A 25,845-nucleotide genomic window follows, 5' to 3' on the forward strand; every position below is an offset into this window, starting at 1 on the left:
AAACGAGTACGACGAGGCAAAGCGCTGATGGCAGTGAAAGTGAAACTGGGTGGCAGCGGCCACTCCATCTGGTGGAAGCTCTTGCGAGTCGTACTCGTGGCCGTACTGGTGGTTGCGGTCATCGGCGGCATCGTCTTCGCAGCGTACTACCACCAGTACGAAGGCCTCGTGGATGCGCGCCTCTCCTCGGGTCCGCTCTTCGCCTCCACCGCGCAGATCTACGCCGCACCGCAAGAGGTCCGCACCGGCCAGCAGCTGTCTGCGCAGTCCATCGCGATGCATCTGCGCAAGGCCGGCTACAACGTCAACCCGCAGATGGGCAGTTTCCAGATGCGTGGCGACTCGATCCTGATCAAGCCGGGCGCACAGAGCTACCTCGCCACGGATGGCGCAACCATCAACACCAGCGGCGGCACGGTGCAATCGATCACCGCAGAGAACGGCGCCTCGCTCGCTGGCTACAAGCTCGAGCCGCAGCTCATCACCGCTCTCAGCGAAGATAAGAACCGCACCAAGCGCCGCATCGTCACCTACGACCAGATTCCACCGCGGATGGTCCAGGCCGTTACCGCGATTGAAGATCGCCGCTTCTTCGAGCACGGCGGCATCAACTACGTTCGTACCGCCAAGTGCGCCGTGCAGGACATCGTCGCTGGCCGCAAGAGCTGCGGCGGATCGACCCTGACGCAGCAATTGGCACGCGGCTTCTTCCTTTCGCCCGACAAGAAAATCTCGCGCAAAATCGCTGAGATCATGATCACCTTCCAGCTCGAGCAGCGCTTCAATAAGCAGCAGATCTTCGCGATGTACGCGAACCAGATCCCGATGGGCCAGCGTGGATCGTTTGCGATCGCAGGCTTTGCCGAAGCGGCGCAATCGTACTTCGGCAAAGACCTCCGCCAGCTTGATCTCGCCGAATGCGCCATGCTCGCGGGCCTCATCCAGCGCCCCAGCTACTTCAACCCCTACAAGCACGCCGACCGCATGCTCGAGCGCCGCAACATCGTGCTCGACTCCATGGTCGAGACCGATGCGATCACCGCAAGCGAAGCGCAGCGCGCGAAGGCCGAGCCGATCCGTCTCGCTCCGCCGAACGTAGATGCCAGCGAAGCACCTTACTTCGTCGATCTCGTGCACGACCAGATCGTGCAGCGCGTCGGAGACTTCAACACCTCGCACTCGCAGCTTCGCATCTACACTTCGCTCGATCCGCAACTGCAGCAGGTTGCCTCTGAGGCGGTCGAAGCAGGCATGCCGCACGTGGACGAACTCGTCCGCAGGCTGCATCGCAAGAGCACAGGCGCGATCACCTATCCGCAGGTCGCGCTCGTAGCACTCAACCCGCACACCGGCCAGGTGCTCGCGCTCATCGGCGGGCGCAACTACGCGATGTCGCAGCTCAATCACGCGCTCGCCGAGCGTCCTACAGGCTCGATTTTCAAGCCGTTCGTCTACGCGGCGGCCTACAACACCTCGCTGAACGGCACCTCGCTCGGCGACGGTGGCGTCTTTACCGCAGTCTCGCGCATCAACGACGATCCGCAGGACTTCGGCGGCGGCTACATCCCCGGCAACTTCGAGAAGGGCGAATATCCCGGCATGGTTACGGCCGCCGATGCACTCGCACACTCGCTGAACATCGCCACCATCGCGCTCGCGCAGAAGGTCGGCTACGACAACGTCGCGAGCCTCGCACGCATCTCTGGCATCACCAGCGTGAAGGCCACGCCGTCGATGGCCATCGGCACCTACAGCGCTACGCCGATCGATATGGCCGGCGCCTACACGGACTTCGCCAACTACGGCGTGCACATCAAGCCGTGGCTCCTGTCGAGCGTTCGTAATGAGCAAGGCGACATCGTCTCCGACTTCACGCCCGATGCGAAACAGATCCTCGACCCGCGCGTGGCTTACCTCACGCAATCGCTGATGGAAGGCGTCATCAACCGCGGCACCGCAGCACGAGTGCGTGGCCTCGGCTTCACCGCTCCTGCAGCGGGTAAGACAGGCACCTCGCATGACGCGTGGTTCGCGGGCTACACCTCGAACCTGCTCTGCGTCATCTGGATCGGCAACGATGACTACTCAAACATCAATTTGCAAGGCGCCGAAGCGGCTGCGCCGATCTGGGCTGAGTTCATGAAGCGCGCAGCGAAGCTGCCGCAGTACTCCGACATGAAGGGCTTCAACGCGCCGGACGGCGTGCAGATCATCCCGATCAACCGCGCCACGAACCTTCCCGCCGATGAGACCTGCCCCGGCGACAGCCTCTCGCTCGCGTTCCTCGCAGGCACCGCTCCCGGCGGCACCTGCTCGCACATGGGTGAAGACGCGCAGTCACTCGGCAGCCGCATCTTCGGCACCGATGGCAGCAGCGACCCGAACGGCGACGGTCAGCATCGCAACTTCTTCCAGAAGATGTTCGGCATCGGTAAGAAGAAGGAAGATGATCCGCAGCAGCAAGCGCCACCGCAGTAGTCCTTCAACAACCTGAGCGTCGACGACGCGGCCCCGTGTGCTTGGTATTGCGACCCACCGGGGCCGCTTCGCTTTGTCCGGCATCGGCAATCCACGGCTGACACTGCGGACACCAGTACGTAGGCCGCGCCTGCTCGCCCTGCAGGCGTCGCTCCACCGCAGTGCCACAGCGCCGGCACTCCTGTCCTTGCCGGCCATACACCCACAGGCGATCGCCAGCGTTCATGCTGTGCGTTGTGCGCCGGTTGCCGGAGTACGTCACAATGCCGTCACCCGAGCCATCCATCACATTCGCCTTCATGTAACGCTGCGAAACATCCGCCATCGTTTCAAGCTCGCGCTCCGTCACCGTACTCATGCGACGAAACGGATTCACTCCAGCAGCGAACGCGACCTCGCTCTTGTACACATTGCCGAGGCCCGCGAGCACTCGCTGATTCAGCAACGTCACCCCTACTTCCGCCTCAGGATGCGTTCGCCCATAATCACGCAACGCAGCCACACCGCCTTCCGGCGTATAGGCATCGCTCAAGACATCCAGACCCAACGCCGGAATCTGACGACTCCTCGCAAGGCTGCGCTCCGTATGAAACTCCGCTATCTGCGCATCAAAGAGCACTGCCTGCATCTCTCCGCAAGTGATGGCGACGCGCATGTGCGAGCGGCCCTTCCACCACTTTTCACCGGTGCGATAGATGTGCCACGAGCCCGACATCAGCATGTGGCTCGTCAGAATAAGATCGCCTGAGAAGAAGATGAGGTTCCACTTGCCGCGCGCCTCAACGCGCTCCACCAAGCGGCCTGCCACCGGCTTGTCATCGTTCACGCTCGCAAGCGTCGCAACGCCAGTTTCAAACGCGGTGACGACGCGGCCTGCGAGCGCTTTCTCCAGTGCGCGCGCCGTGCGAAAGAGTGTGTCCCCTTCAGGCATGAGGCATTTCCTTCATGGCATCATCCGTCGGCAGGCGCGGCAGCGCACGTCGCACGTTGAAACCCACCGGTGACGGAGTGAACCCAGCATCGAGCAGGAAGCGAGCGAATGGGTGCTCCGCGACAGGCACACCATTCACCATGTTGATCAACATGCCGCTGCGATCATGGCCAGGCTCATCCCGCACGCGCTGCGTCTCGCGCACGAAGAACTCTGCAACCGCGCGCGCAAACTGTGAGCGTTGCGGCTCTTCCTCCGGCAACAGCAGTTGAATGCCAGGATTGCCGCGCCGCATGTATGCCGTGAGCGCGCCGTCGACCAGCACGACACGCGCACCCACAGAACGCGTCATCGCCGATCCCTCTTCCTGCGCCGCAGGCCAACGCAACATCGCACCGTAAGGATTCGCCGGATCCGTCGCAGCGAGCATCACGACTTCCTGTTCTTCATCGCGGCTCCCTGCGCGCAAGGACCGCAGCAGATCTACTGCAGCTGGCATAGCGAACTGCGTTACGCCGAGGTCTGCCGCGAAGTATCCGCGACGCACTCTCCCTGACTCCTCCAACGCCTTCAACACGTCATAGATCGCCGAAAACCCACCCGGCAGATTTTCGGCATGAGCGGTCTCACGCAGCACCACTCCGTAGCGCGTGAGCAACTGCTGCGCGATAGCATGTGACCAATCCGTCATCCGCGCAGGCTCAAGCCGATGCAGATCAAACGCCACTTCGTTCAAGCTCCAACGCCCTTGCGCCGTTGGTGGCGTCGTCCGACGCGAACGAAATGCGCTCTGATTATGCACGCGGCGCTGCGGCTTCGCACGTCCTCCGCCTGAAGGCTTCTCGCAATAAGCGCGCAGTGCATGGAGCGCATCATTCGTCAGCAGGCCACGCCACACCAGAGACCAGAGCGCTTCGATCGTCTCGCCGGGAAAGCCGCCGCCGATGCCATCGTGCAACGGCTGAAAGAACGACGCACCATGCGAGCGCAGGTACTCAACGATGGCGGCTTCCTTCTCGCTCAGCGTCTGCTCCGGCGTCGCGCCCTTTGTAGCTCCGCGATAAACATGGTCAGGCGGCCACAGCATGGGCAGCTTCTCCGAAAGATAAAGCCCCACGCGCCCATCGCGTTCACCAAGCGGCTCGAGCCCCGTCCATACGACTTCGCCAGCAGCAATCAACGTGTCGAGATCTGCAGGCCGATACCCGGCGATACGGTATGGCAGTATCTCGGTTTCAATCAGCGACGCCGGCAACGGCGCGCCCTCCAGACTCTCGATCACATCGAGCAGCGCATCCAGCCCTCGACGCGGCTGCAAAACACCCTGCCAACGCGTGAACATCCGCGCAAGCGTCCGCTGCTCTACCGGCTCAATCTCCTTGCGCAGCTTCGCAAGGGACTTGCGTCGCACCGTGCGCAATACCTCCGCGTCGATCCACTCGCGCGCAAGCCCACCGGGACGGAAGCCGCCTTCAACAATGCGCCCTGCTCCGACAAGATGTTGCAGCACAGCTTCAACGCTTGCTGTCGGCAACCCATAGCGCTCCACAATCTCCGCCGTGACGAACGGACCATGCGTGCGAGCAAAGCGACGAACGACATCGAGCAACGCATCCCGCGCTGGCTCGAGAAACGCCGTGGGCAGACCCGGTGGCAACGGTACACCGAGCGCGTCTCGCATACGCGCAGCGTCTTCAACGGCGATCAATCGCTTCTCGCCGTTGATGCCAAGTTCGAGCACACGGCGCGCTTTGATAAGCCGCGTCGCGCTCGCCGCTATCTCCGCGCTCTCGCATCGTGCAGCAAGCTCTTCGCGAGTCAGGTCCCCGAGACGCAGCAGAAGATCGTGCACACCATCCAGCGATCGCGCCTTATAGCTATCGACCACACACTGCAGCTGCTCTTCTGTCTCCTCGATCGCATTGATGTCGAGCAACTCGCGCAGATCAGCATCACCCAGCAACTCGCGAAGCTGTTCCTGATCGATCGACAACGCCTGCGCGCGCCGTTCAGCCAGCGGCGCATCGCCTTCGTAGATGTAGTTCGCCACATAGCCAAACAGCAGCGCACCCGCAAACGGCGAAGGCGTGCGCGAGTCCGTAACATGCACACGGATAGAGCGGTTCTGCAATGCGCGCAGCGTCTCCATCAGCGCAGGCATGTCAAACACATCGCGCAAGCATTCTCGATACGCCTCGAGGATCATCGGGAAGCTTGCATAGCGCGAAGCGACAGACAGCAGATCATACGAGCGCTTGCGCTGCTGCCATAGCGGTGTGCGGCCATCTGCACGACGGCGCGGCAAGAGCAACGCGCGCGATGCGGCCTCGCGGAAGCGCGCTGCAAAGAGCGCGGTCGCGCCGAGCTGCTGCATCACATGCGCGGACGCTTCCTCCGGTTCCATCAGGAGGAAGTCCACATCAGGCGCGGTCTCACTCTCCGGAAAACGCAACACGAAACCGTCTTCGCTCCACATTGTCTCCGCCGCGATACCGGCGGCGCTCAAGCGTGCACTCGCGGCCATGGCCCACGGCGTGTGAACGCGCGAACCGAACGGCGTGAGAACACAGACACGCCAGTCCCCCAACTCATCACGCACTCTCTCTACAACGACCGTGCGATCATCCGGCACCTGCTGCGTCGACAACTCCTGGTCAGCCAGATAGCGCAACACATTCTCCGCGGCGCGCTCATCCAGATCATGGTCCTTGGTTAGTTTCACGATCGCTGCGGAGCGCGGAAGCTCGCGTAGCTGCCGCACGAGCGCACCAATGCGTCTGCCAAACTCAATCGGTCTGCCTGCCTGATCGCCATGCCAGAACGGCATCTTGCCCGGCTCACCCGGAGCCGGCGAAACAAGCACGCGGTCCTGCGTGATCTCATCGATGCGCCACGTAGAAGCGCCGAGCACGAACGTCTCCCCCGTGCGCGCTTCGAAGACCATCTCTTCGTCGAGCTCCCCTACACGCAGTGGCTTCGTCGCGCCTGAGAGAAACACACCGTAGAGTCCGCGATCAGGAATCGTGCCACCGTTCAAGATCGCAAGGCGCTTCGCTCCTTGCCGCGGCGTGATCCAATTACGCTGACGGTCCCACGTCACGCGCGGCCGCAGCTCCGCAAACTCGTCTGAAGGATAGCGCCCGGCGAGCATATCCAACACGCCTTCGAATGCTGCCGTAGAGATACTCGCAAACGGCGCCGAACTCCGCACGAGCGCGACAAGCGCGTCATAAGAGATGCCCGGCGACGCCTCTTCCTCTTCCGTGCGACGGCGCTTGGCACGCAGAGCGACCTCCTCTGCAGGTAACGGAGGTTGTGCGACGATCGCCACGATCTGCTGCGCGAGAATGTCGAGCGGATTACGCAGAAACCGCGTCGACTCGACATGCCCTTCATGCATGGCTTCGGTGACCGCAGCACAAGCGATCAGATCCGCACGATACTTCGGAAAGATGATGCCGCTCGATGGCGCACCGACCTGATGCCCTGCACGACCGATGCGCTGCATCCCGCTCGCAACCGATGGTGGAGCTTCGATCTGCACGACGAGATCGACCGCGCCCATATCGATGCCGAGCTCCAGCGACGACGTACACACGAGTGCTTTGAGTCGCCCGGCCTTCAGCAGTTCTTCAATCTCAGTGCGCTGCGCCGAAGCCAGTGACCCGTGATGCGCACGTGCGATTGAAGCGTCGGCCAACTCATTCAACGCGCCCGCAAGTCTCTCAGCCACACGACGCGCGTTCACGAAGATCAACGTGGACGTATGCGCCTGCACGATCTCCAGCAAGCGTGGATGGATCGACTGCCAGATGCTTGTTCGCTTCGGCCCCTGGGACGCAGGACCACTCGGCAGCTCGTCGATCTCGCCAAGCTTGGCCATGTCCTCGACCGGAACTTCGACTGTAAGCTCCAGCTGTTTTCGTACACCCGCGTTAACGATCGTTACAGGCCGATACTGCGGCCCACTGGCTTCGCTCGGCACGTCAACGGATTCAGAGTCCGCGAACTCCGCCACCAGCTCCGTCTCATCGGAGCTCTGCGAGCGCTTCGGCTTGGCGATGGCCGCACCTTCCGCCCCACCGAGGAAGCGCGCGACCTCCTCGAGCGGCCGCTGCGTCGCGGACAAACCGATGCGCTGGATCGGCCGTCCCACAAGCGCCTGCAAACGCTCCATCGACAGCGCCATGTGCGCGCCGCGCTTGGTCGGAACCAGGGCATGAATCTCGTCGATGATGATCGTCTCGACAGTACGCAGCGTCTCCCCCGCATCGCTCGTGAGAAGCAGATAGAGCGACTCCGGGGTTGTCACCAGGATCTCGCCCGGATGCCGCTTGAACTGCGCACGTTCCTTCGAGCTCGTATCTCCGGTCCGCACACTGATCGTCGGCGTGTGCACCGGTACGCCTTCGCGCTCGGCCATGTTCGCGATGCCCGTCAGCGGTGAGCGCAAATTACGCTCCACGTCCACGGCAAGCGCCTTGAGCGGAGAGATGTACAACACGCGGCAGCCTTCGGTCTGCGGCGGCTCGCGAAGCATCAGCTTGTCCAGGCACCAGAGAAACGCGGTAAGCGTCTTACCCGTGCCCGTCGGCGCAAGGATCAGTGTGGACTCGCCGCGAGAAATGGCAGGCCAGCCTTCACGCTGTGGAGGAGTTACGTCCTCAAACACTGCGCGGAACCACTTCGCCGTCACCGGATGAAACAGTGAAAGCGCCTGCTCGCTGGCATCACTCTGCAGCTTCAGGTCGCTCATCTTTCGGTTTGCCGATTTCTTCGTTGCCACGCGCACCGGTCCTTACGATCCTGCAATCAATCTATTGGATGCAATCAACAGCGCAACGCTGTTTCCACACTGCATCACTTCGTATGCCGACCCGGCTTGTTGCGACCCTGTAAAAGCAACACCCCACACTTGCCGTAAAGCCACAAAGGGGCTACGCTAAACGACTCGACCATGTCGAACGAAACTCAAACACCAAACGCCCTCAGCGCCGAAGCCAAGATCGCGCTACGCCGCCTTGCGCTCGAAGCCGCCGAAAACTCTTACTCGCCCTACTCGAAATTTCGCGTAGGCGCAGCGCTGCTGCTCACCGATGGCACCATCATCACCGGCTGCAACGTGGAGAACTGCTCCTACCGCCTCACCAGCTGTGCCGAGCAAGGTGCCATTGCGCGCGCCGTCGCGCAGTACGGCCCGAAGATCCGTCTGGAGGCCGTCGCCGTCGCCAACCTCAACGAGTCGGCATCGATGCCCTGCGGCGCCTGCCGCCAGACGCTCACCGAGTTCGGTGACGACAGCGTGCTCGTGCTCTACCCCGGCGAGGGTGGCAGCGACGAAGAAACCACCATCGGCGACCTCCTGCCACATGCATTCCGCCTCGAGTTCATCAAGTAGACCAAGACTATGAGCAACACACCGATTCATCCTCTCGACGTCATCATTCGCAAGCGCGACGGCCACGAACTTACCAAAGCCGAGATCGCGCACCTCGTGCATACTGTGGTGCTCAACGGCGAAGCCAAGCTGAACCCCGCCACAGCCCCCACAGTCGCCACCGATAAGATCACCGACGCGCAAATCGCTGCCTTCCTGATGGCGGTCTTCTGGCGCGGGCTATCGCGAGAAGAGCTCGCCCACCTCACCACGGCGATGCGCTTCTCCGGCGAAGTCTTCGACACGAAGTCGCTCAACAGCTTCACGGTCGACAAGCACTCCACCGGCGGCGTAGGGGACAAGAGCTCGCTGCTCATCGCGCCAACACTCGCTGCAGCAGGCATCGAAGGCACGCCTTCGATCTCCGTGCCCATGATCAGCGGTCGCTCGCTCGGACACACCGGCGGCACGCTCGACAAGCTTGAAACGATCCCCGGCTTTAATACGCAGCTCACGCTGACGCGCATGATGGAAGTCCTGCACGAGTGCCACGCCGTGCTCGTCGGCCAGACGCCGAAACTCGTCCCTGCCGACCGCATGCTCTATGCGATGCGCGACCACACCGGCACCGTCGAGTCGCCGTTCCTCATCACCGCCAGCATCATGAGTAAGAAGCTCGCCGAAGACCTGCAGGGCCTCGTGCTCGACGTGAAGGTCGGCTCCGGCGCCTTCATGCCGAGCTACGAGCAATCGAAGTTCCTCGCCGAGTTGATGGTTTCCACCGGCGAACACTCCGGCACCAAGACGGTCGCCGTGCTCACCACCATGGATGAGCCGCTCGGGCGCTTCTCCGGCAACTGGGTCGAGGTGTGGGAGTGCGTGGACATCATGCAGGGCAAGCGCCACGCGATGTCGGCCGACCTCATCGAGCTCTCGAACGTACTCTCCGGCTGGATGCTCTTCCTCGCCGGCAAGTCAGACTCTCCTGAAGCCGGCGCCAAGCTGGCCGACGACCTGCTCGCCAGCGGCGCAGCGTACAAAGCATGGCTCAAGCTCGTCGCCGCACACGGTGGCGATGCCTCCGTCTTTGAAGATCCCGCAGCGTTCCATAAGCCGAAGGCTACACAGGTGTTAAAGGCCAAGCGCAGCGGCTACCTCGCTGGCATGGACTGCAAGGAGATCGGCTGGGCCGTGCAGCGTCTCGGCGCAGGCCGCGCCAAACCCGGCGATCCCGTCGGCGCACACGCTGGCATTGAGTCGCACGCGAAGCTCGGCACGAAGGTCGAAGAAGGTCAGCCGCTCTTCACGCTCTTCGCCGAAGAAGCCTCGCTCCTCGCTGAACCGCTTCGCATGATGGAAGAGACGATCGTCATCGCAGACGAGCCGCCGACCGTACAGCCGCTCATTCGCGAGATCGTGAAGCAGTAGTCCCGCAGCATAACGACGAAGGCCGAGCCATGATGGCTCGGCCTTCGTCGTTCACTACTACTTTGTCTCCGTCCAAAGGAACGCCATCTCGTCCGCGTAGTCCTCCACGAGCTGGCTCATCGACACACCCGCCGAGTGGCCGCCCTTGATCGAGTAGTGCAGCAGGATCGGCCTGCCGCCGCGTGATGCCTCCTGCATCGCAGGCGTCATCTTGCGTGCGTTCATCGGGTCCACACGCGTATCGCCATCGCCCGTGAAGAACATGATGGCCGGATACTTCGCGCCCTGCTTGATGTTCTGATACGGCGAGTACTTTGCGATGTACGCAAACTGATCAGGGTTCTCCGACGAGCCATACTCCGTGGTCCACGTGCGACCCAACAGAAAGTACTGGTAACGCAACATGTCGAGCAACGGATAACCACACCAGATCGCCGCAAAGAGGTCCGGGCGTTGTGTCATCGCCGCGCCCATCAACAGGCCACCGTTCGAGCGTCCACGAATCGCGAAGTGCTCCGCGCTCGTGTATTTGTTCGCGATCAAATACTCTGCCGCTGCAAACCAATCATCGAAGACGTTCTGCTTGTGCTCGAACATAGCGGCCTTGTGCCAGACCTCGCCATACTCATTGCCGCCACGCAGATCAGGCAACGCAAACCAGCCGCCCTGCTCCATCCACCACGCATATTCGGGGTTCCAGTCCGGTCGCATCGCCAGGGCGAAGCCGCCATATCCGGTCATCAGCAAACGCTCTGTGCCATCGCGCTTCAAACCCTTCTTGCCTGCGATGAACATCGGTACGCGCGTTCCATCCTTCGAGGTGAAGAAGACTTCCTTCAGCTCATACTGTCCGCTTTGAAAAGGACTCGGCTGCGTGTAAAAGACCTCGCTTTTTCCGCTCTTCACGTCGTAGTGGAAATACGTCGGCGGCGTGATCAGCGATTGAAACGCGTAGAAGCCATCGTCGCTCTTGAAGCGCCCCGCCATCCCCGACCCGGACCCCACACCGGGAAACGCGATGTGGCCTGTCTCCTTGCCGTCGAGCGTGTAGACGCGCAGATCGCCCATCACATCCTTCAAGCGCAGCACAAACATCCTGCCACCCACGAAGCTCACGCTCTCGATGACGTCCTTACCTTCAGGAAGGATCGTCTTCCACGCATCCGGTGCAACACCGACCTCGGCCTTCAACACACGATGGTTCGGTGCCTTCCAGTCCGTGTCGATGAAGAACTCATCCCCGACCACATCCAACCCGAAGCGCGCATCGATGCCATAGACCAACGGCACAATCGGTGCATCCGGCTTGGTCAGGTCCTTCAGCAGAATGTCTTCGCGCTTCGCAGGCACACCACGGTTGATGTTGAAGACGAGCCAGTGTCCGTTCTCCGTCACACGCACACCGATGCCATCAATCTCGCCCAGCTTCTCGCCTTTGTACTCTCCGCCGAGCAGCAGCTTGTCCGCCGTCATCGGCGTCCCGAACGCGTGGAAGTACACCTTGCAACCGACATGCGGCGTAAAGCGCGAGTAGTAAACACCCTTCTTGTCCTTCGCAATCGAGACGCCGTAATAGCGTGCACTCGACAACACCTCGCCTACATCCTTGCGTGTCGCGAGATCGAAGAAGTGCACTTCGCTCTCATCCGCGCCGCCCACACGAACACCATAGGTCAGCAGCGAGCCATCTTCCGTCACACCCATGAAGTTCACACTGGTGTTGCCATCGGCCGAACGGCTTGGCCCGTCAATGAGCTTCACATCCGCACCATGCAAGCCCTTGCGCATATAGATGGAACCCTGGTTCTCGTCCGCCTTGCGCCTGCTGAAGAAGTACACGCCGTTGCGCTCCGTCGGCATATTCATCTGGTCGACCTTCAGCAGCGCTGCCATCGACTCACGCACCCTGGGTAGCATCGTCAGCTTATCGAGATACTGCTGCGTATACACGTTCTGCGCATCGATGAACGCGCGCGTCGCCGGTGCCTTCGCATCTTCCAGATAACGATAGTTGTCGGTGTACGAGACATCGGCACTGCCGGTCACCTTATACGTGTCCGTAACAGGCTTCTTCTCCACCACTGGCGGAGGCGGCAACGTAAACCCCGCACGGCTCGTAATCACGGGCTTCTCCTGCGCCGCGCCCGTCAGGCTCATCGCTACGCAGGCCAGCATCAATGTCTTCTTCATCGCGCAAACTCCCTCTCCGCATACGCTATCGCATTTGCGCGCCAAATCCCCCTCGCAGGCAGTACACTACTCTGCATTCACCCCCTTGGACTCCACGGAGAGAAGCATTGGCACGTTTCACCGGATTGCTCGGCCTCATCGTTTTTCTTGGCATCGCCTACGCGCTGTCCACTGACCGCAAGGCCATCCGCTGGCGCACCGTGGCATGGGGACTCGGCCTGCAGGTCTTCTTTGCCTTCATCGTGCTGCGTGCCTCCTGGGGACAACGCATCCTGAAGAGCGGCGCTGATGCTGTCGCTGGCCTACTCGGCCATGCCGCAGACGGCTCTGCCATGGTCTTCGGCAAACTCGGTGACCCGCACTCGCCCATGGCGATCTTCGCCTTCGCCGTGCTGCCCACCATCATCTTCGTCTCGGCACTCTTCGGCGCGCTCTACCATCTCGGCATCATGCAACAGATCATCAAGGTCGTGGCCTGGGTGATGCAGCGCACCATGGGCACCTCCGGCGCAGAGTCCACCAACGTCGCGGCCAGCATCTTCATGGGCCAGACTGAAGCCCCGCTCACCATCCGCCCGTACCTCAATGACGCGACGCGCTCGGAGCTGATGACCATCATGACCTCCGGCATGGCACACGTCTCCGGCGGCATCATGGCGGCATACATCCTCTTCGGCATCCGCGCGCAGGACCTGCTCTCCGCTGTCATCATGACCGCACCCGGCACTATCCTCATCGCCAAGATGCTGGTGCCTGAAACCGAAGTGCCAAAGACCCTCGGCACCGTGCACATGTCCGAGAACGAAGAGCATAAGAACGAAAACCTCATCGGCTCCATCGCGCGCGGCACCATCGACGGCGGTCAGCTCGCCTTCAACGTCGCGATTATGCTCATCAGCTTCCTTGCCATCGTCGGTCTCATCAACGCGATCATGCTTGGCACGTCGAATGCCCTCTGGGTGCACGGCATCCGCTTCCCGCACTCGCTCGGCAACGCGCTCGGCGTGCTCTGCGCACCGGTAGCGTGGCTCATCGGCATCCCGTGGCATGACGCGCCGATCGTCGGCAACCTCATCGGCACGCGCGCTGTGCTCAATGAGTTCATCGCCTACAACCAGCTCGGCACGCTCGCCAAGTCCGGCGCCATCTCTACCCGCACCCTGGCTATCGCAACCTTCGCACTCTGCGGCTTTGCCAACCTCGGTTCAGTCGGCATGCAGATCGGCGGCATCGGCGCACTCATCCCGTCGCGTCGCAACGATCTCGCCAAGCTCGGCCTTCGCGCCATGCTCGCTGGCACGATGGCGAACCTCATGTCCGCCGCGATCGTCAGCATGCTCATGAAGTAACCCTCGAGCTCGAACAACAAAACGCCCGCAAGTGACAGCCGTCACTGCGGGCGTTTCTGCGTCGGCGCAACATCAGAAGCATGAGAGCCGATGCCCATTCTCTCGGAGTGACACCTTACAGCCCGCACGCAACGGCGTTCCTGGACTGGCGCCTGAAGTCGCCGTTGCGTGGGCCGCTCGTGGTGCTTGCCAACCTCGCAGTGGTCGTCGCCCTGTCGCATTTCCCCGCACTGCGACCCAACTTGTGGATCGCGCTCCCAACGCTTGCCATCGCCCTCGGCACTTGGGATACGCTCCGCAACCTGCACGTGCGCTGGGACATGCGACAGGCGGGCCTCGTGCTCTGCGTATACATGGACATGATGGCGCTGTTCATCGCGCTCTTCTGCCTCGTCTATCCGTACTTCAACCTCAGCGCAGGTTCCCTGTAGAGCTCAACCTGCGCACAAGACACGATGAGCGGGCCCCTTCAGGCCCGCTCATCGTGTCCATGTCATGAAGTACGGGTTCCAGTCTGTCTCAGGACACCCGACGAGCTTAGTGGCCCGACATCATGTCGTTGAACTGCTTCACAAACGCGTGCTCGTTCGGACCAGCGTTGTTGCGCAGCGGCAATACGCGCTCCACCAGGATCTCGTCATGGCCTTCGCCGAGCAGTTTCATCGTCTCAGCGATGTACTCATCGAGCGGCATCGCGCGCGGATCGCTCTTCTGGTGATCACCCATCAACTCCGTCTGCACGTACGGCGGAGCGATCTCGATCACCTTCACATTCGTTCCCGCCAGCAGATAACGCTGCGACAGAGCATACGAGTGAATCGCAGCCTTCGTCGCGTTGTACGTCGCCGTCGGAGCCAGCGGAGTGAACGCAAGCCCTGACGTCACGTAGGCAATCGCCGCTCCGGGCTGAGCCTTCAGGTGCTCGATGAACGCCGACGTGATGCGAATCGGCCCCAGCAGGTTCGTCGTCACAATCGACGTTACCTGCTTGTCATCGACAGGCTTGTCCACGCCGTCCATGCTCATGATGCCCGCGTTGTTGATCACCACATTCAGCGCCGGGAACTTCGCAATCAGTTCCTTCGCCACCGACGCAATGCTCTCCGGACTCTCCACGTCGAGCACGATCGAGTGCATACCCGGGTTCGCTGCCGTTACCTCATCGAGCTTGTCTTTGCGACGTCCCGAGATGATGACCGTGTTGCCAGCCTTCTGCGAGGCCTCTGCCAATGCGCGACCGATGCCCGATCCGCCGCCCGTAATGAAAATCGTATTTCCTGTGTGCTTCAACTTTTGCTCCGTTCTGCATCGGCCTTGCCCGGTGCTAGGATTGAATCTATCGCCGACACTCTCTTTTGGGAAGTAGGCACTATTTTCTGCTCTAGTTACCAAAAGGAGAGCGTGCCCATGCCCGCCAGCAAAACCAAAGGCCATGCCGCAGTCTGCCCCATCTCGAACGAACGCGTCGAACTCCTCGTCACAGAGATCATCGGCCGCGTCGCCGACAAGTGGACCATGCTCATTCTCGAAGAACTTGAGCAGCACGGCACGCTGCGCTTCACCGAAGTCCGCAAATGCGTTCCCGGCATCAGCCAGAAGATGCTCACGCAAACCCTGCGCCAGATGGAGCGCGACGGCATCGTGCTGCGCACCGTTCATCCCGTCGTTCCGCCGCACGTAGACTACGAACTCACCGAGCTCGGCGGCTGCCTTGGTGAAGCCTTCTGCGGCGTCTGGCAGTGGGCCGAGAAGAACTTTGCGCGCATCGAAAAGAGCCGCGCCGCCTTCGATAAGCGCGCCGAAAAAGCTGCGACGAAGACCGCTGCAACGCGCTAGACTAAGCATCCGTATGAGCGATAACACACAGCAAGAAGCCAAGCCTCTCGACCAATTTACGCGCGCCACCCAGGCCCTCACGCACATCTTCCTCAAGACCGAAGTGAAGCCGGTCGTAGGCATCATCCTCGGCTCGGGCCTCGGCAACTTCGCCTCGCAGGTCGAGAACGCCGACGTGATCCCCTACGACGAGATCCCCGGCTGGCCGCTCTCCACCGTCGAAGGCCACAGCGGCAAACTCGTGCTCGGCACCATCGCCGGTGTGCCCGTCGCCGTGATGCAGGGCCGGGTGCATGCGTACGAAGGCTACGAGATGAACGAGGTCGTCTTCCCCATGCGCGTGCTCGGCATGTTGGGATGCAAGAAGCTCATCGTCACCAACGCCGCCGGCGGTATCAACACCAGCTACGGCGAAGGCGCGCTGGTGAATATCACCGACCACATCAACAACACCGGACGCAATGCTGCCATCGGCCCGAACGACAAGCGCTTTGCGGTGCAAAGCGGCTTCGGCCAGCGCTTCTTCGATATGTCCAACGCCTACTCGCCGCGCCTGAACGCGCTCGCCAAGGCCGAGGCCGCCAGGCAAGGCATCGCGTTGCACGAAGGCGTCTACATGGCTGTGCTCGGCCCCAGCTACGAGACACCGGCAGAGATCCGCGCCTTCCGCACACTCGGCGCCGACCTCGTCGGCATGAGCACGGTGCACGAAGTCATCATCGCGCGCCACATGGGCATCGAAGTTCTCGGCTTCTCGCTGGTCACGAACATGGCCGCAGGCGTGATGCCCGAAGCGAACATCAACCACGAAGAAGTGATGCAGATCGGCAAGCGCCTCGAGCCACAATTCGCCTCGCTGGTAAAGGCACTCGTGCCGCAAGTCGCAGCTGCTTAAACTCCCCGCGAATGGGTGCCCCAGGTCTCGCTTCTGAGACCTGGGTTCGCAGGATGCTTCAGGAAGCATCATCTCCCACCCGTCCGCATGAAACCCGCACGGATGGGACACCCACCAATCTCGGAGCATTCCTTCCTGCGGAGAATCTGCGCCTTCGCGACCACGCACCATCGGCGTTACACTAACGTCAATGTCCACCGAACCAGAACAGCTCACCTTCCTCACGAAGCCCATCATCATCGGCATCGCGGGCTGCTCCGGCTCCGGCAAAACGACCCTCGCGCGCGAGCTCGCCACGCAACTCGACGCCGCGCTCTTCCCCTTCGACTTCTACTATCGCGATCTCTCGCATCTCCCGGTCGACGAACGGGCCGAACAGAACTTCGACCATCCCAATTCGCTCGAGCACGAGCTCCTGGTCGAGCATGTTCGCCACCTCGGCCAGGGTAAGGCCGTCGCCCGTCCCGTCTACGACTTCAGCGTGCACACACGCGTCCCTGATGAGTTCGACGAACTCGCACCGCGCCGCTACGTGATCGTCGAAGGCATCCTCGCGCTGCACTACGCCGAGCTGCTGCCTCTCTACGACTTCAGCATCTACGTCGACGCCCCGAACGAAGTCTGCCTGAACCGCCGCATCTACCGCGACATGCGCGAGCGCGGCCGCACCGAAGACTCCGTCCGCGCCCAGTTCGACGCCACAGCCAAGCCCATGGCCGAGCAGTACGTCATCCCCTCGCAAACCAACGCGACCATGACCGTTACCGGCACCGAGAGCCTCGATTGGTCCATCGAACTGATCTTGCGCAAGCTGAATGAGATGAAGCTGACGTAGCTGCGACTAATGCGCAGCGCTCGCAGGCGGTTCGCGCCCCACGCGAGGATACGTTTCCAGCCGCGTCTGTAACTCCTCATCGTCGACGCGATGTGGGAACACAACCTCGACACGATCTCTCCCGCCATCCTTCGCACGATACAGCGCAATGTCCGCAGCGCGCAGCAGCATGCCAAGCGGTAGGTGATGCCGATCAAACATCGCAATGCCAATGCTTACGGTAGCGGTTAACGAACTGCGCGTTCGGCCATCGCCCAGCTCTCCTGGCAGCCCGGCATCCTGCACGGCAAGACGAAACTCATCGGCTCCTGCTTGCACCGACTGAACGGGCTGATCCGGTATAAACACGGCGAACTCATCGCCCCCAAGACGCGCGCATACTGCGCCTTCAAACTGGGCAGTCATCGCCTTCAGCGCCAACGCAATTCCGCAGAGCACGGCATCCCCTGTCAAATGGCCGTGAGTGTCGTTCACTACCTTGAAGTTATCGGTATCGATAAGAAGCACCGCGTATTCCGCCGAATCCTCGCGCAGCAGTATCTCCGTCACTAGTTGCTCGAAGCCGCGGCGGTTTGGAATTCCGGTCAGCGAGTCGTGCAGCGCAAGCGCCTGCATCTGCGCAGACTCGGAGCGAAGGTTCTCTTGCTCGAGATACAGCTCGTTGTAAAGCAGCTGTGTTCGCAAAAGGTAGCAGATCATCGTCAGCACGATCCATGCATCCGCCAGGCGGCTATGTTCACGCAACACAATGAGCGAGAGAAACACGCTGCAAGCAGCTAATAGAGAAGGTTGCAGACTCTCAATCAACACGCGGTTGCTGAAACGGATTCGTTGCCTGTCACCACGTCTCTGCGGCGCAGTGCAAGCTCGCAAAGCACGAGTGTCGGCACGGGCAAGAGCACGTCGGACAAAAGAATCTGTGGCTTCGGCAGCACAAATTCGTTCACGATGTTCAGCAACAGTATCGAAGCCGCTCGGAACCAGAGATAGATGCTGACGGTGCGGAAGAAATGCTCGCGCTCCGGCAGTCTGTTCGCTTGCCAGGCAGCATGCGCCAGGCCTGCCATGATGCAAGCGACCAGTAGCAGTACGAGTTGCCGCTTGATCGGCTCTGGTGACACCCAGTTGATGCTGATGAACGCGGCGAGCATAAAGATCGCCAGCGCGAGCATCACCAGATCCAGACCGCGCAGCCAGCGGTTCCCTTTTGCGCCCGAGTATGTAATCGGCACGATGATGAGAACGGTAAACAGGCTCTGCATCACGGCCGCGATCTGAAACCGCCGCGCGTGCAGCAGATCATTACCCCAAACATGAAGAGCATAAGCAATGGCTGAACAGCAGAGCGTGACGGCCAACACTTGCCAGCACCATCGCGCCGTGCGCTCTCTCATCCCGACAAAGAGACAGCAACACACAGCAAGAAGATTTGCGGCCACAAGAAACGGGTAGATGAACATCCCATCGTTAGTGGGCGCAGCAATCGGCGTCAAGAGAGCCAGCGAAGCGATTACGATCAGCGCGATGCGGCGCGCACAATCCCGCTCAAGGATGCCAGCTACCGCCTCCATCATCGCCCCATGGCCACGGAACATACGCGCCTCACCCGCGCCGTATCCGTTTGTGAACAAACGAAAAACGGTGAGACATAATAGTCTCACCGTTCCGCAATTCATGTGCAGCTCAGCTGCAATTCGTTACACAGCAACCGGCTGCTGCAGCACTTCCGAGAACGCCTTGCCCGTACGGCCAGCCTGCGCGTTCTTGTGGAACGCGTAGCCAGCGATCAGCGGGAACGCGATCGTCGCTTCTGCGTAAACCATCTGCTCAAAGGTCAGGTCGACCTTGCCCCACGAGCTGGCTTCCTTCAGGGTCGAGCCCGAAAGAGCGCCATCGCGCGAGTCAGCTACCGTGATCTGGATCGCGTACTTGTGCATCGACGCTTCCACGCCAAGGATGTCCGCAGCCACCACGATGTCCTGTGCGAAGTTCTTCGGCACGCCGCCGCCGATCATCAGCAGGCCCGTCGTCGGGTTCGCAATCTTGATCTGCGTCAGCTCGTAGAAGTCCTTGCCCGAGTCAATCGCCACCACCGGCTTGCCAGCGTTTGCATGCTGGTGAGCCACAATGCCGAAGCCGAACGAGCAATCCGAGAACGCCGGGCAGAAGATCGGCACGTTCAGCTCATAGCAAGCCAGAACGATCGAGTCGTCTGCGCCCGCCTGCGGCGTGCGGCCGTTGTCCACCAGATACTTGCCCATCGCGGCGATCAACTCGCGCGACGAGTACGCACGCGGCTCGAGCGAGTTGATGATCTTCTCAGTCGTGTCGTCGCAGATGCGCAGTTCTTCTTCGTCGATGAAGGTGTCGTAGATACGGTCGATCATCATCTCGCGCAGGTCAGCATCGCCCGCGCCGTACTTGTACTCTTCGCCCGCAACGTAGTGGCGGAAGCCGAGGGCCTCGAAGAAGTCCTGATCGACGATGTTCGCACCGGTCGAAACAATCGCGTCGACCATGTGGTTGCGAACGAGATCGATGATGACCTTCTGCAGACCAGCCGAAATCAGCGAGCCAGCAAGGCAAAGGATGACGCCGCACTCCGTGTCGCGGAGCATCATGTCGTAAATGTTGGCAGCGCGCGCCAGATCGCGCGACGAGTAAGCCATCGAAGCCATCGCATCGACCAACGGCACGACGTTGTGCTCGGCAATGTTGATGTGCTTAATCGGGGTTGTCAGAAGTTCTTGTTTGGTCGCCATATCGTGTATCAGTTTATCGTGATTCCGTTCAATGCTGACGCGGGATTCATGTAATTTTCACGCAACCGAAATTCACCCTGCCCAACCGCTCAATCGGCCGCCTGGCCTTACGCGCTTGGCGAAATCAACAACGCGATTCCCGCCAGAACGAACAGCACCGAAACCACATACTGCAGCACCGTCTTCACCATCGTTCGCTCCTTCAGCGCGCGGCTACAGCGCACAGCCTTCCGTCCGCTTTACGCGCACGGCCATCACCATGATGCGAATCGCCATCGCCACCACGACCGCTGTCCACACCCACAACGCACGGGAGTGCCCACGCATCAGCACCGGCCCCACGCCGCTCATGGAAGCCATCACGGAACACATCACCACCAATCGCCGTCTCGCTTCGCTCAACTTTCGCATCGCCTTCTCCTTATTCGTTGTCCGAAAAAATCGTCTCGATCGGCAGCGCAAACAATCGCGCTATCCGAAACGCCAGCGGCAGCGACGGATCGTACTTCCCCGTCTCAATCGCGTTCACACTCTGCCGCGAAACCTCAAGCTGCTCGGCCAGGTACGCCTGCGACCAGCCGCGCTCGCCGCGCAGGTCCTTCAGCCGGTTATTCATCGTCCTTCACCCGGTTGCGCAGCTTCAGCACCAACTGCACCACGGCCATGCTGCCCCAGAAGATGAGGAACTCCACCAGCGGAGGAAGCGCGGTCATCGCTCCATACGCACGCAGAAAGTCAACCACCGTTGAAACCGCCAGCGTGATCCCGATCGACCAGAGAATCGCCTGCACCGTCATCCAGCGCTTGAACTCGTCCCGCTCATCGCGCAGATACAGCCCCACCACCGCCAGCAGTCCGAGGATCGGAACCGCAGGCAGCATCGCCACGCACCACAACTTCGCTCCGGTGAAGTGGTGCGCGTGAAGCATCCTGGTCACCGACCACACGCAGCCCACATAGCAGAGCATCACAGCGAACGCGCGCCGTTGGTACTCCTTCGCCGCCTTGCTGCGATCCCTGCAAACCAGCCCGCCTAGAAACGAAGTCATACGTCTTCTCCCTTTTGAAGCGCGGTATGCGCTCCACTCAATGACAAGCAAACTTTACGTCAAGCAAACTTGTCATGTCAAGCATCCTTGTCACAACTCCTGGAGATTTGGAAGGTCAATCTCTGATCTCTCATCTCTAATCTCTTCACCCACTCGCCGAGCGCCCCTCTCATCTCGTATCGTTGAATACCAAGCCATGAACGTGAACTTCGCCGAACGCGCCCATAATCACAACTTCAAGCTCGACCCCATCGTGCGTTCGCTGCTCGACACGGACTTCTACAAGCTGCTCATGCTGCAGTTCGTCTGGAAGAACTTTCCGACCACGCACGTGACCAGCGAAGTGCATAACCGCACCGTGCGCGTGCGGCTCGCCGAGCGCATCTCCGCCGAAGCACTGCGCGACCAGATGGAGCATGTGCGCGGACTGCGCTTTCTCAAGTCCGAACTCGTCTGGCTCGCGGGCAATAGCTTCTACGGCACGCGCCAGATCTTCGAACCCGCGTTCCTCGACTGGCTCGAGCACAAGCACAGACTCAGCGACTATGAGATCCACGAAGAAGACGGACAGCTCATCCTGCGCTTCTCCGGCCTCTGGTCCGAGGTGACGATGTGGGAGGTCTACGCGCTCGCCATCGTCAGCGAAATGAAGACCCGCGCCGCTCTCGCCGAGCTGAACGAGCTTGAGCTCGACGTCCTCTACGCACGCGCGAAGACGCGCCTCTGGGACAAGATCGAGCTGCTGCGTAAAGTGCCCGGCCTGCGCATCTCCGACTTCGGCACGCGCCGCCGCCACAGCTTCCTGTGGCAGGAGTACTGCGTGCAGGCGATGGACGCCGCACTCAACACGAACGCCGCCGACCAACGCTTTGTCGGCACTTCGAACACCGCGCTCGCGTATAAACACAACCTCGAAGCCATCGGTACCAACGCGCATGAGCTTCCGATGGTACTCGCGGCGATCGCCTCGCGCGGCAGCGACGAAGAGCTGCGGCAGTCGCAGTATCGCGTACTTGAACTCTGGCAGCGCAGCTACGGCGGCGAACTGCTCATCATGCTGCCCGACACCTTCGGCACGACACAGTTCCTCGAAGGCGCGCCTCCCTTCGTTACGCGCTGGACCGGCGAGCGCGTGGACTCGAAGGATCCATTCATCGCGGGCGAAGAGTACCTTACGTGGCTGGAACAGCGTGGTGAAGACCCGCGCAAAAAACGCCTCATCGCCAGCGACGGCCTTGACGCCAACACGATCGTTCGCCTGCACGAACACTTCTCGCAGCGCATTCGCTTCTCTGCGGGTTGGGGCACGCTGCTCACCAACGACTTCCGCGACTGCCATCCGCGTGGCCCTGAAGAGGGACAAGCAACCTTCGAGCCGATCTCGATGGTCTGCAAGATCACGAGCGCCGACGGCATCCCGACAGTGAAGCTCAGCGACAACCCCGGCAAAGCCAGCGGGCCAGCGGAGTTGGTCGAGCGCTACCGCAAGGCCTTCGGCTCACCGGTGCTGGAAGAGCTGCCGATTCTTGTATAGGCAAGCACAGAGCTTTTTCATTCGTCCTCCCAGCAGGGAATCTGCGTTCCACACGAGCCGCCACGGATTTCTATGAGGCACGGACGGTAGGTGACAACACAGCCATAGGCCTCTATGAAGCACGGACGGTAGGCGACGTCTTCAGCCGTCGCACCATGGCGAAGAAAGACTCGCGGCTTTAGCCGCTGAGGTAAACTCCCGCCATGCCGCCACCGCAGAGCTCCACGGCCACCTATTTCATCACGTCCGCGACATGGGAACGCCGCCCTTTTCTATCCATTCCGGGACGCGCAGAGCTATTTCTACAAACACTGCAGCATTACCGACGCGAAGGCCGTTACAAACTCCACGCCTTCGTCGTGATGCCCGATCATTTCCATCTCTTGCTGACTCCGCAAGGCATCACGATCGAACGCGCAATCGGCCTGATCAAAGGCGGGTTCTCGCATCGTCTGGAAACGAATTATCCGTTCTGGCAAAAGGGCTTTCACGACCGCCGCATTCGAGACTCGGATGAGTTTCTGGCGCAAAGACATTACATCCACCAGAACCCTGTTGTTGCGGGTCTCGTTGAGCGGGCGGGGGATTATCCGTTCTCCTCAGCATTCACCTCAGCGGCTAAAGCCGCTCCTGCAGATGCGGCTGAATGCGACGGCTGAAGCCGTCGCCTACCATTCGTGCCTCACGAATATCCCTAACCGGTCAAGACCAGACGTTGCGTCATATACTCCCACCATGCGCTTCCCGTCCCTCACCCGCATCGCCTCTGCCTCTGCGCTGATCGCCGCCATCGCCGTTCCCGCCAACGCCTGGGGACCCGACGGCCACATGATGATCAACCGCCTCGCCGCGTTGAACCTCCCCGCAGACGTACCCTCCTTCGTGCGCGACCAGTCCGGTGCTGCGGTCATCGAGTACCTCGGGCCGGAGCCCGACCGCTGGCGCAACAAGGCCGAGAGCGAACTCGCCGCCACGCAGGCCGCCGACCACTTCATCGACATGGAATGGGCGAACTACGGCAAGGTGCCCTGCGGCACGAACTCGCCCGCACCCGATGCGCCCGACGCGAAGCCGGTCAACGACCCGTCCTGCGTGAACGGCTGGATGCTTCCGCGCAAGCGCTTCGACTTCCTGCGCTCGCTCGCCGCCGCGCAAGCCCAGCATCCCAAGGACAACCTCTCGCCCGAAGGCGTCGGCCTGCAGCCCTGGCAGGTGGAAGAAGTCTGGCAGCGGCTCAAGGTCGACTTCCGCGAGTACCGCGCACTGAAGAAGGCCAACAAGGACACCCACGGCGTCGAGACCGCGATCCTCTTCGACTGCGGCTGGCTCGGCCACTATGTCGGCGACGGCTCGCAGCCGCTGCACGTCAGCATCCAGTACAACGGCTGGACCGGCCCCAACCCCAACGGCTACACCACCGCACATAAGATCCACTGGCAGTTCGAGAACAACTTCGTCATCAACGGCGCCGATAAGGAAGACGTCGCCAAGATCGTCGCCGCCAGTAAGGCGAAGATCTACGACGATGAGTGGATTCAGTACTTCACCTACCTGCACCAGACCGGCACCAGCGTCCAGCAGGTATACAAGTTCGAGAAGGCCGGCGCGCTCAACGACAAGGGCACGCCCGAGTCGCGCGCCTTCGTCGACCAGTGCCTCGCCAACGGCGCCATCGAACTCCGCGACCTCATCTACTCGGCCTGGGTCCATTCGGCTGATCCGGTGGAAGAGTACAACGGCTAAACTCCGCCAACAGAAAAACGGCAGACTCATCGCGAGTCTGCCGTTTTTGATGTCCTCTGCTAAGCGGCGACGCTTTGCGACGTCAACATCCTGCGCAGAGCCAGACGCAGCGCCCACGCCATCACCGGAACCGCCACGCACATCGCCGCAGCCCAGACCACCAGCGCATGCCACTCCCACCCCCACAGCAGCTTGGTGGTGTCCCACGGATGATGTTTCACCGCGTCGAAAAGCGCATCCTTCGTCAGCGGCAGGCCCTCCGTGCGGAAGAGCATGACGCCCAGCTTGATCCACACCGGAAACAGCAGCAGTTCCAACGGATAGAGCAGATGGTTCGAGAGTTGCGACGCCACCACATTCAGCCGCAGCACCGCAGCCAGCGCCAGAGCCAACAACGTCGTCGAGCCCAGCAGCGGGTTGATGCCCACCGCCGCACCGACTGCCAGCGACCACGCCAGCCTTTCGGGCGTTGCTCCGCTGCGCAGCAAATCCAGCAGCGGTCGCACAATCTTGTTTTTTACGATCGTCAGCACCAATTACTAAGGATACGCTTCCTCCCCTTCGAGATGCCCGTCCGGGCATACAAGGGATACACTCGAGGCATCACAACCATTAGCCTTTTCGGTTGCACGGGGTTCCCACCGCTTGATCTTCCGCAAGTTATTCCGCCTTGTCCGCGTCGTCCTTGTCTTCGCTTACTACATTGTTGAAGTCATCATCCGTCGCCCGAAGACGCGCGCCCTCCGCGCCGCATGGCTCTCGCGTCTCTGCAAGAGCCTGATGCGCGCGGCGAACATCACGGTCAGCGTGGAAGGCCCCATCCCCACGCAGGGGGCGGTGATCACCAACCATCTGAACCTCACCGACATCCTCGCTCACTCTGCAGTGAACCCCTGCGTCTTCATCTCCAAGATGGAAGTGCGCAAGCTGCCGGTGATGGGCTGGGTCAGCATGATGGCTGGCACGCTCTACGTCGAGCGCGGCGCTGGTGGCCAGGCAGCGAAGGCCGCCGAGCGCATGGCGCGCGACTTCCGCGAAGGCGTTCCCGTCGTCTTCTTCCCGGAAGGCACCACCGGCACGGGCGAAGTAGACCTGCTGCCCTTCCGCTCCGGTCTGATCGCGCAGACCATCATGGCCAAGCAGCCCATTTATCCGGGCTTCCTGCACTACGATCTCTCTGCGGACGATCTCGCTCGCGGCCTGACCACGGTCAAGGATCTCCACTGGGGAACGCAGCCGATGGGCGCTCATCTCTGGACGCTGCTCGGCATCAAGGCCACCCATTGCACCATCCGTTTCGCCAGCGAGCCCATCGCCTTCACGCCCGCCGGCCTTGCGAACCGCAAGATCGCGGTGGTGGAAGCGCAGGCCGCCGTGCAGGCGCTGGTAATGCCTCTGCAATCAACACCTGCGCCCGCTAGTCGCTAGTCCGGATAAC

The 25,845-nt window shown here is 61.3% G+C and carries 23 protein-coding genes; 12 read left to right on the forward strand and 11 right to left on the reverse strand.

Features of this window, described 5'->3' with window-relative positions; all coding sequences use genetic code 11:
* Window positions 1-27: 27 nt before the first annotated feature.
* Window positions 28-2,478 carry a transglycosylase domain-containing protein gene (locus tag OHL11_RS09895; RefSeq protein ID WP_263371350.1) on the forward strand — a complete coding sequence of 817 codons (2,451 nt, stop codon included), beginning with the start codon at window positions 28-30 and terminating at the stop codon, window positions 2,476-2,478.
* 4 nt (window positions 2,479-2,482) lie between these two features.
* On the opposite strand, the gene OHL11_RS09900 is transcribed toward OHL11_RS09895, so the two are convergent.
* Complete coding sequence (locus OHL11_RS09900; protein WP_263371351.1) at window positions 2,483-3,409, reverse strand: Fpg/Nei family DNA glycosylase; 927 nt, start codon at window positions 3,407-3,409, stop codon at window positions 2,483-2,485.
* Window positions 3,402-8,165 (reverse strand): DEAD/DEAH box helicase, encoded by a 4,764-nt coding sequence (locus OHL11_RS09905; RefSeq protein WP_263372056.1) that lies wholly within the window; start codon window positions 8,163-8,165, stop codon window positions 3,402-3,404. Before OHL11_RS09905 ends, OHL11_RS09900 begins: the two co-directional genes overlap by 8 nt.
* A gap of 201 nt (window positions 8,166-8,366) precedes the next feature.
* Between OHL11_RS09905 and OHL11_RS09910 the strand changes: the two genes are divergently transcribed.
* Window positions 8,367-8,807, forward strand: coding sequence for a cytidine deaminase (locus OHL11_RS09910; protein ID WP_263371352.1), 441 nt, complete (start codon window positions 8,367-8,369; stop codon window positions 8,805-8,807).
* A 9-nt stretch (window positions 8,808-8,816) separates the two neighbouring features.
* Window positions 8,817-10,214, forward strand: coding sequence for a thymidine phosphorylase (locus tag OHL11_RS09915; protein WP_263371353.1), 1,398 nt, complete (start codon window positions 8,817-8,819; stop codon window positions 10,212-10,214).
* Window positions 10,215-10,271: 57 nt separating this feature from the next.
* Here the strand turns inward: OHL11_RS09915 and OHL11_RS09920 are convergent, their stop codons facing one another.
* Entirely contained in the window at window positions 10,272-12,404 is a 2,133-nt protein-coding gene (locus OHL11_RS09920; RefSeq protein ID WP_263371354.1) for a prolyl oligopeptidase family serine peptidase, read from the reverse strand.
* Between the two features lie 107 nt (window positions 12,405-12,511).
* Between OHL11_RS09920 and OHL11_RS09925 the strand changes: the two genes are divergently transcribed.
* A complete protein-coding gene (locus tag OHL11_RS09925) occupies window positions 12,512-13,753 on the forward strand; it encodes a NupC/NupG family nucleoside CNT transporter (protein ID WP_263371355.1) in 1,242 nt (413 codons plus the stop codon).
* An 80-nt stretch (window positions 13,754-13,833) separates the two neighbouring features.
* On the forward strand, window positions 13,834-14,184 hold the full coding sequence (locus OHL11_RS09930) for a permease (protein ID WP_263371356.1): 351 nt from the start codon (window positions 13,834-13,836) through the stop codon (window positions 14,182-14,184).
* Window positions 14,185-14,290: 106 nt separating this feature from the next.
* Here OHL11_RS09930 and OHL11_RS09935 read toward each other — a convergent pair whose 3' ends face one another.
* Window positions 14,291-15,043, reverse strand: a complete 753-nt coding sequence (locus OHL11_RS09935) for an SDR family oxidoreductase (protein WP_263371357.1) — start codon at window positions 15,041-15,043, stop codon at window positions 14,291-14,293.
* 117 nt (window positions 15,044-15,160) lie between these two features.
* Between OHL11_RS09935 and OHL11_RS09940 the strand changes: the two genes are divergently transcribed.
* The 3 genes from OHL11_RS09940 (at window position 15,161) to udk (ending at window position 17,319) form a co-directional block, all read left to right on the forward strand.
* The gene (locus OHL11_RS09940) at window positions 15,161-15,589 is read left to right on the forward strand and encodes a winged helix-turn-helix transcriptional regulator (RefSeq protein WP_263371358.1); all 429 of its coding nucleotides are present in this window, start codon (window positions 15,161-15,163) and stop codon (window positions 15,587-15,589) included.
* A 13-nt stretch (window positions 15,590-15,602) separates the two neighbouring features.
* Window positions 15,603-16,484: a purine-nucleoside phosphorylase gene (locus tag OHL11_RS09945; protein WP_263371359.1), complete on the forward strand. Its 882-nt coding sequence runs from the start codon at window positions 15,603-15,605 to the stop codon at window positions 16,482-16,484.
* Between the two features lie 190 nt (window positions 16,485-16,674).
* Complete coding sequence (udk, locus tag OHL11_RS09950) at window positions 16,675-17,319, forward strand: uridine kinase (protein ID WP_263371360.1); 645 nt, start codon at window positions 16,675-16,677, stop codon at window positions 17,317-17,319.
* Window positions 17,320-17,325: 6 nt separating this feature from the next.
* Here udk and OHL11_RS09955 read toward each other — a convergent pair whose 3' ends face one another.
* The 6 genes from OHL11_RS09955 to OHL11_RS09980 form a co-directional block, all read right to left on the reverse strand.
* Window positions 17,326-18,129, reverse strand: coding sequence for a GGDEF domain-containing protein (locus OHL11_RS09955; RefSeq protein WP_263371361.1), 804 nt, complete (start codon window positions 18,127-18,129; stop codon window positions 17,326-17,328).
* Window positions 18,123-18,914 (reverse strand): hypothetical protein, encoded by a 792-nt coding sequence (locus OHL11_RS09960; protein ID WP_263371362.1) that lies wholly within the window; start codon window positions 18,912-18,914, stop codon window positions 18,123-18,125. The genes OHL11_RS09955 and OHL11_RS09960 overlap by 7 nt, the downstream gene beginning before the upstream one ends.
* A 102-nt stretch (window positions 18,915-19,016) precedes the next feature.
* On the reverse strand, window positions 19,017-20,081 hold the full coding sequence (locus OHL11_RS09965; protein ID WP_263371363.1) for a 1,9-bis(guanidino)-5-aza-nonane synthase: 1,065 nt from the start codon (window positions 20,079-20,081) through the stop codon (window positions 19,017-19,019).
* 213 nt (window positions 20,082-20,294) lie between these two features.
* Window positions 20,295-20,492: a hypothetical protein gene (locus OHL11_RS09970; protein ID WP_263371364.1), complete on the reverse strand. Its 198-nt coding sequence runs from the start codon at window positions 20,490-20,492 to the stop codon at window positions 20,295-20,297.
* A 10-nt stretch (window positions 20,493-20,502) separates the two neighbouring features.
* Window positions 20,503-20,697: a helix-turn-helix transcriptional regulator gene (locus tag OHL11_RS09975; protein ID WP_263371365.1), complete on the reverse strand. Its 195-nt coding sequence runs from the start codon at window positions 20,695-20,697 to the stop codon at window positions 20,503-20,505.
* On the reverse strand, window positions 20,690-21,130 hold the full coding sequence (locus OHL11_RS09980; RefSeq protein ID WP_263371366.1) for a hypothetical protein: 441 nt from the start codon (window positions 21,128-21,130) through the stop codon (window positions 20,690-20,692). The genes OHL11_RS09975 and OHL11_RS09980 overlap by 8 nt, the downstream gene beginning before the upstream one ends.
* A gap of 196 nt (window positions 21,131-21,326) precedes the next feature.
* Here OHL11_RS09980 and OHL11_RS09985 point away from each other — a divergent pair, with 196 nt between their 5' ends.
* The 3 genes from OHL11_RS09985 (at window position 21,327) to OHL11_RS09995 (ending at window position 24,407) form a co-directional block, all read left to right on the forward strand.
* Window positions 21,327-22,664, forward strand: coding sequence for a nicotinate phosphoribosyltransferase (locus tag OHL11_RS09985; protein WP_263371367.1), 1,338 nt, complete (start codon window positions 21,327-21,329; stop codon window positions 22,662-22,664).
* A gap of 203 nt (window positions 22,665-22,867) precedes the next feature.
* Window positions 22,868-23,323, forward strand: a complete 456-nt coding sequence (locus OHL11_RS09990) for an REP-associated tyrosine transposase (RefSeq protein WP_263371368.1) — start codon at window positions 22,868-22,870, stop codon at window positions 23,321-23,323.
* A gap of 76 nt (window positions 23,324-23,399) precedes the next feature.
* Window positions 23,400-24,407, forward strand: a complete 1,008-nt coding sequence (locus OHL11_RS09995) for a phospholipase C/P1 nuclease family protein (protein WP_263371369.1) — start codon at window positions 23,400-23,402, stop codon at window positions 24,405-24,407.
* A gap of 59 nt (window positions 24,408-24,466) precedes the next feature.
* Here the strand turns inward: OHL11_RS09995 and OHL11_RS10000 are convergent, their stop codons facing one another.
* Window positions 24,467-24,940, reverse strand: coding sequence for a DUF2062 domain-containing protein (locus tag OHL11_RS10000; protein ID WP_263371370.1), 474 nt, complete (start codon window positions 24,938-24,940; stop codon window positions 24,467-24,469).
* A gap of 112 nt (window positions 24,941-25,052) precedes the next feature.
* On the opposite strand from OHL11_RS10000, the gene OHL11_RS10005 reads away from it, so the two are divergent.
* Window positions 25,053-25,835: a lysophospholipid acyltransferase family protein gene (locus OHL11_RS10005; RefSeq protein ID WP_263371371.1), complete on the forward strand. Its 783-nt coding sequence runs from the start codon at window positions 25,053-25,055 to the stop codon at window positions 25,833-25,835.
* Window positions 25,836-25,845 lie beyond the last annotated feature (10 nt).

It is taken from the genome of Granulicella cerasi (assembly GCF_025685575.1).
In the GTDB taxonomy this organism is placed as follows: Bacteria; Acidobacteriota; Terriglobia; order Terriglobales; family Acidobacteriaceae; genus Granulicella; species Granulicella cerasi.

Excerpts from the sequence above, each read along its gene's own strand:
- OHL11_RS09985 (WP_263371367.1), top strand. The coding sequence starts at position 21,327 with ATGAACGTGAACTTCGCCGAACGCGCCCATAATCACAACTTCAAGCTC.
- OHL11_RS09970 (WP_263371364.1), bottom strand. The coding sequence starts at position 20,492 with ATGCGAAAGTTGAGCGAAGCGAGACGGCGATTGGTGGTGATGTGTTCC.
- OHL11_RS09905 (WP_263372056.1), bottom strand. The coding sequence starts at position 8,165 with ATGAGCGACCTGAAGCTGCAGAGTGATGCCAGCGAGCAGGCGCTTTCA.
- OHL11_RS09915 (WP_263371353.1), top strand. The coding sequence starts at position 8,817 with ATGAGCAACACACCGATTCATCCTCTCGACGTCATCATTCGCAAGCGC.
- OHL11_RS09940 (WP_263371358.1), top strand. The coding sequence starts at position 15,161 with ATGCCCGCCAGCAAAACCAAAGGCCATGCCGCAGTCTGCCCCATCTCG.
- udk (WP_263371360.1), top strand. The coding sequence starts at position 16,675 with ATGTCCACCGAACCAGAACAGCTCACCTTCCTCACGAAGCCCATCATC.
- OHL11_RS09965 (WP_263371363.1), bottom strand. The coding sequence starts at position 20,081 with ATGGCGACCAAACAAGAACTTCTGACAACCCCGATTAAGCACATCAAC.
- OHL11_RS09960 (WP_263371362.1), bottom strand. The coding sequence starts at position 18,914 with ATGTTCCGTGGCCATGGGGCGATGATGGAGGCGGTAGCTGGCATCCTT.
- OHL11_RS09995 (WP_263371369.1), top strand. The coding sequence starts at position 23,400 with ATGCGCTTCCCGTCCCTCACCCGCATCGCCTCTGCCTCTGCGCTGATC.
- OHL11_RS09900 (WP_263371351.1), bottom strand. The coding sequence starts at position 3,409 with ATGCCTGAAGGGGACACACTCTTTCGCACGGCGCGCGCACTGGAGAAA.
- OHL11_RS09930 (WP_263371356.1), top strand. The coding sequence starts at position 13,834 with ATGAGAGCCGATGCCCATTCTCTCGGAGTGACACCTTACAGCCCGCAC.
- OHL11_RS09920 (WP_263371354.1), bottom strand. The coding sequence starts at position 12,404 with ATGAAGAAGACATTGATGCTGGCCTGCGTAGCGATGAGCCTGACGGGC.
- OHL11_RS09975 (WP_263371365.1), bottom strand. The coding sequence starts at position 20,697 with ATGAATAACCGGCTGAAGGACCTGCGCGGCGAGCGCGGCTGGTCGCAG.
- OHL11_RS09980 (WP_263371366.1), bottom strand. The coding sequence starts at position 21,130 with ATGACTTCGTTTCTAGGCGGGCTGGTTTGCAGGGATCGCAGCAAGGCG.
- OHL11_RS09990 (WP_263371368.1), top strand. The coding sequence starts at position 22,868 with ATGCCGCCACCGCAGAGCTCCACGGCCACCTATTTCATCACGTCCGCG.
- OHL11_RS09910 (WP_263371352.1), top strand. The coding sequence starts at position 8,367 with ATGTCGAACGAAACTCAAACACCAAACGCCCTCAGCGCCGAAGCCAAG.
- OHL11_RS09895 (WP_263371350.1), top strand. The coding sequence starts at position 28 with ATGGCAGTGAAAGTGAAACTGGGTGGCAGCGGCCACTCCATCTGGTGG.
- OHL11_RS09945 (WP_263371359.1), top strand. The coding sequence starts at position 15,603 with ATGAGCGATAACACACAGCAAGAAGCCAAGCCTCTCGACCAATTTACG.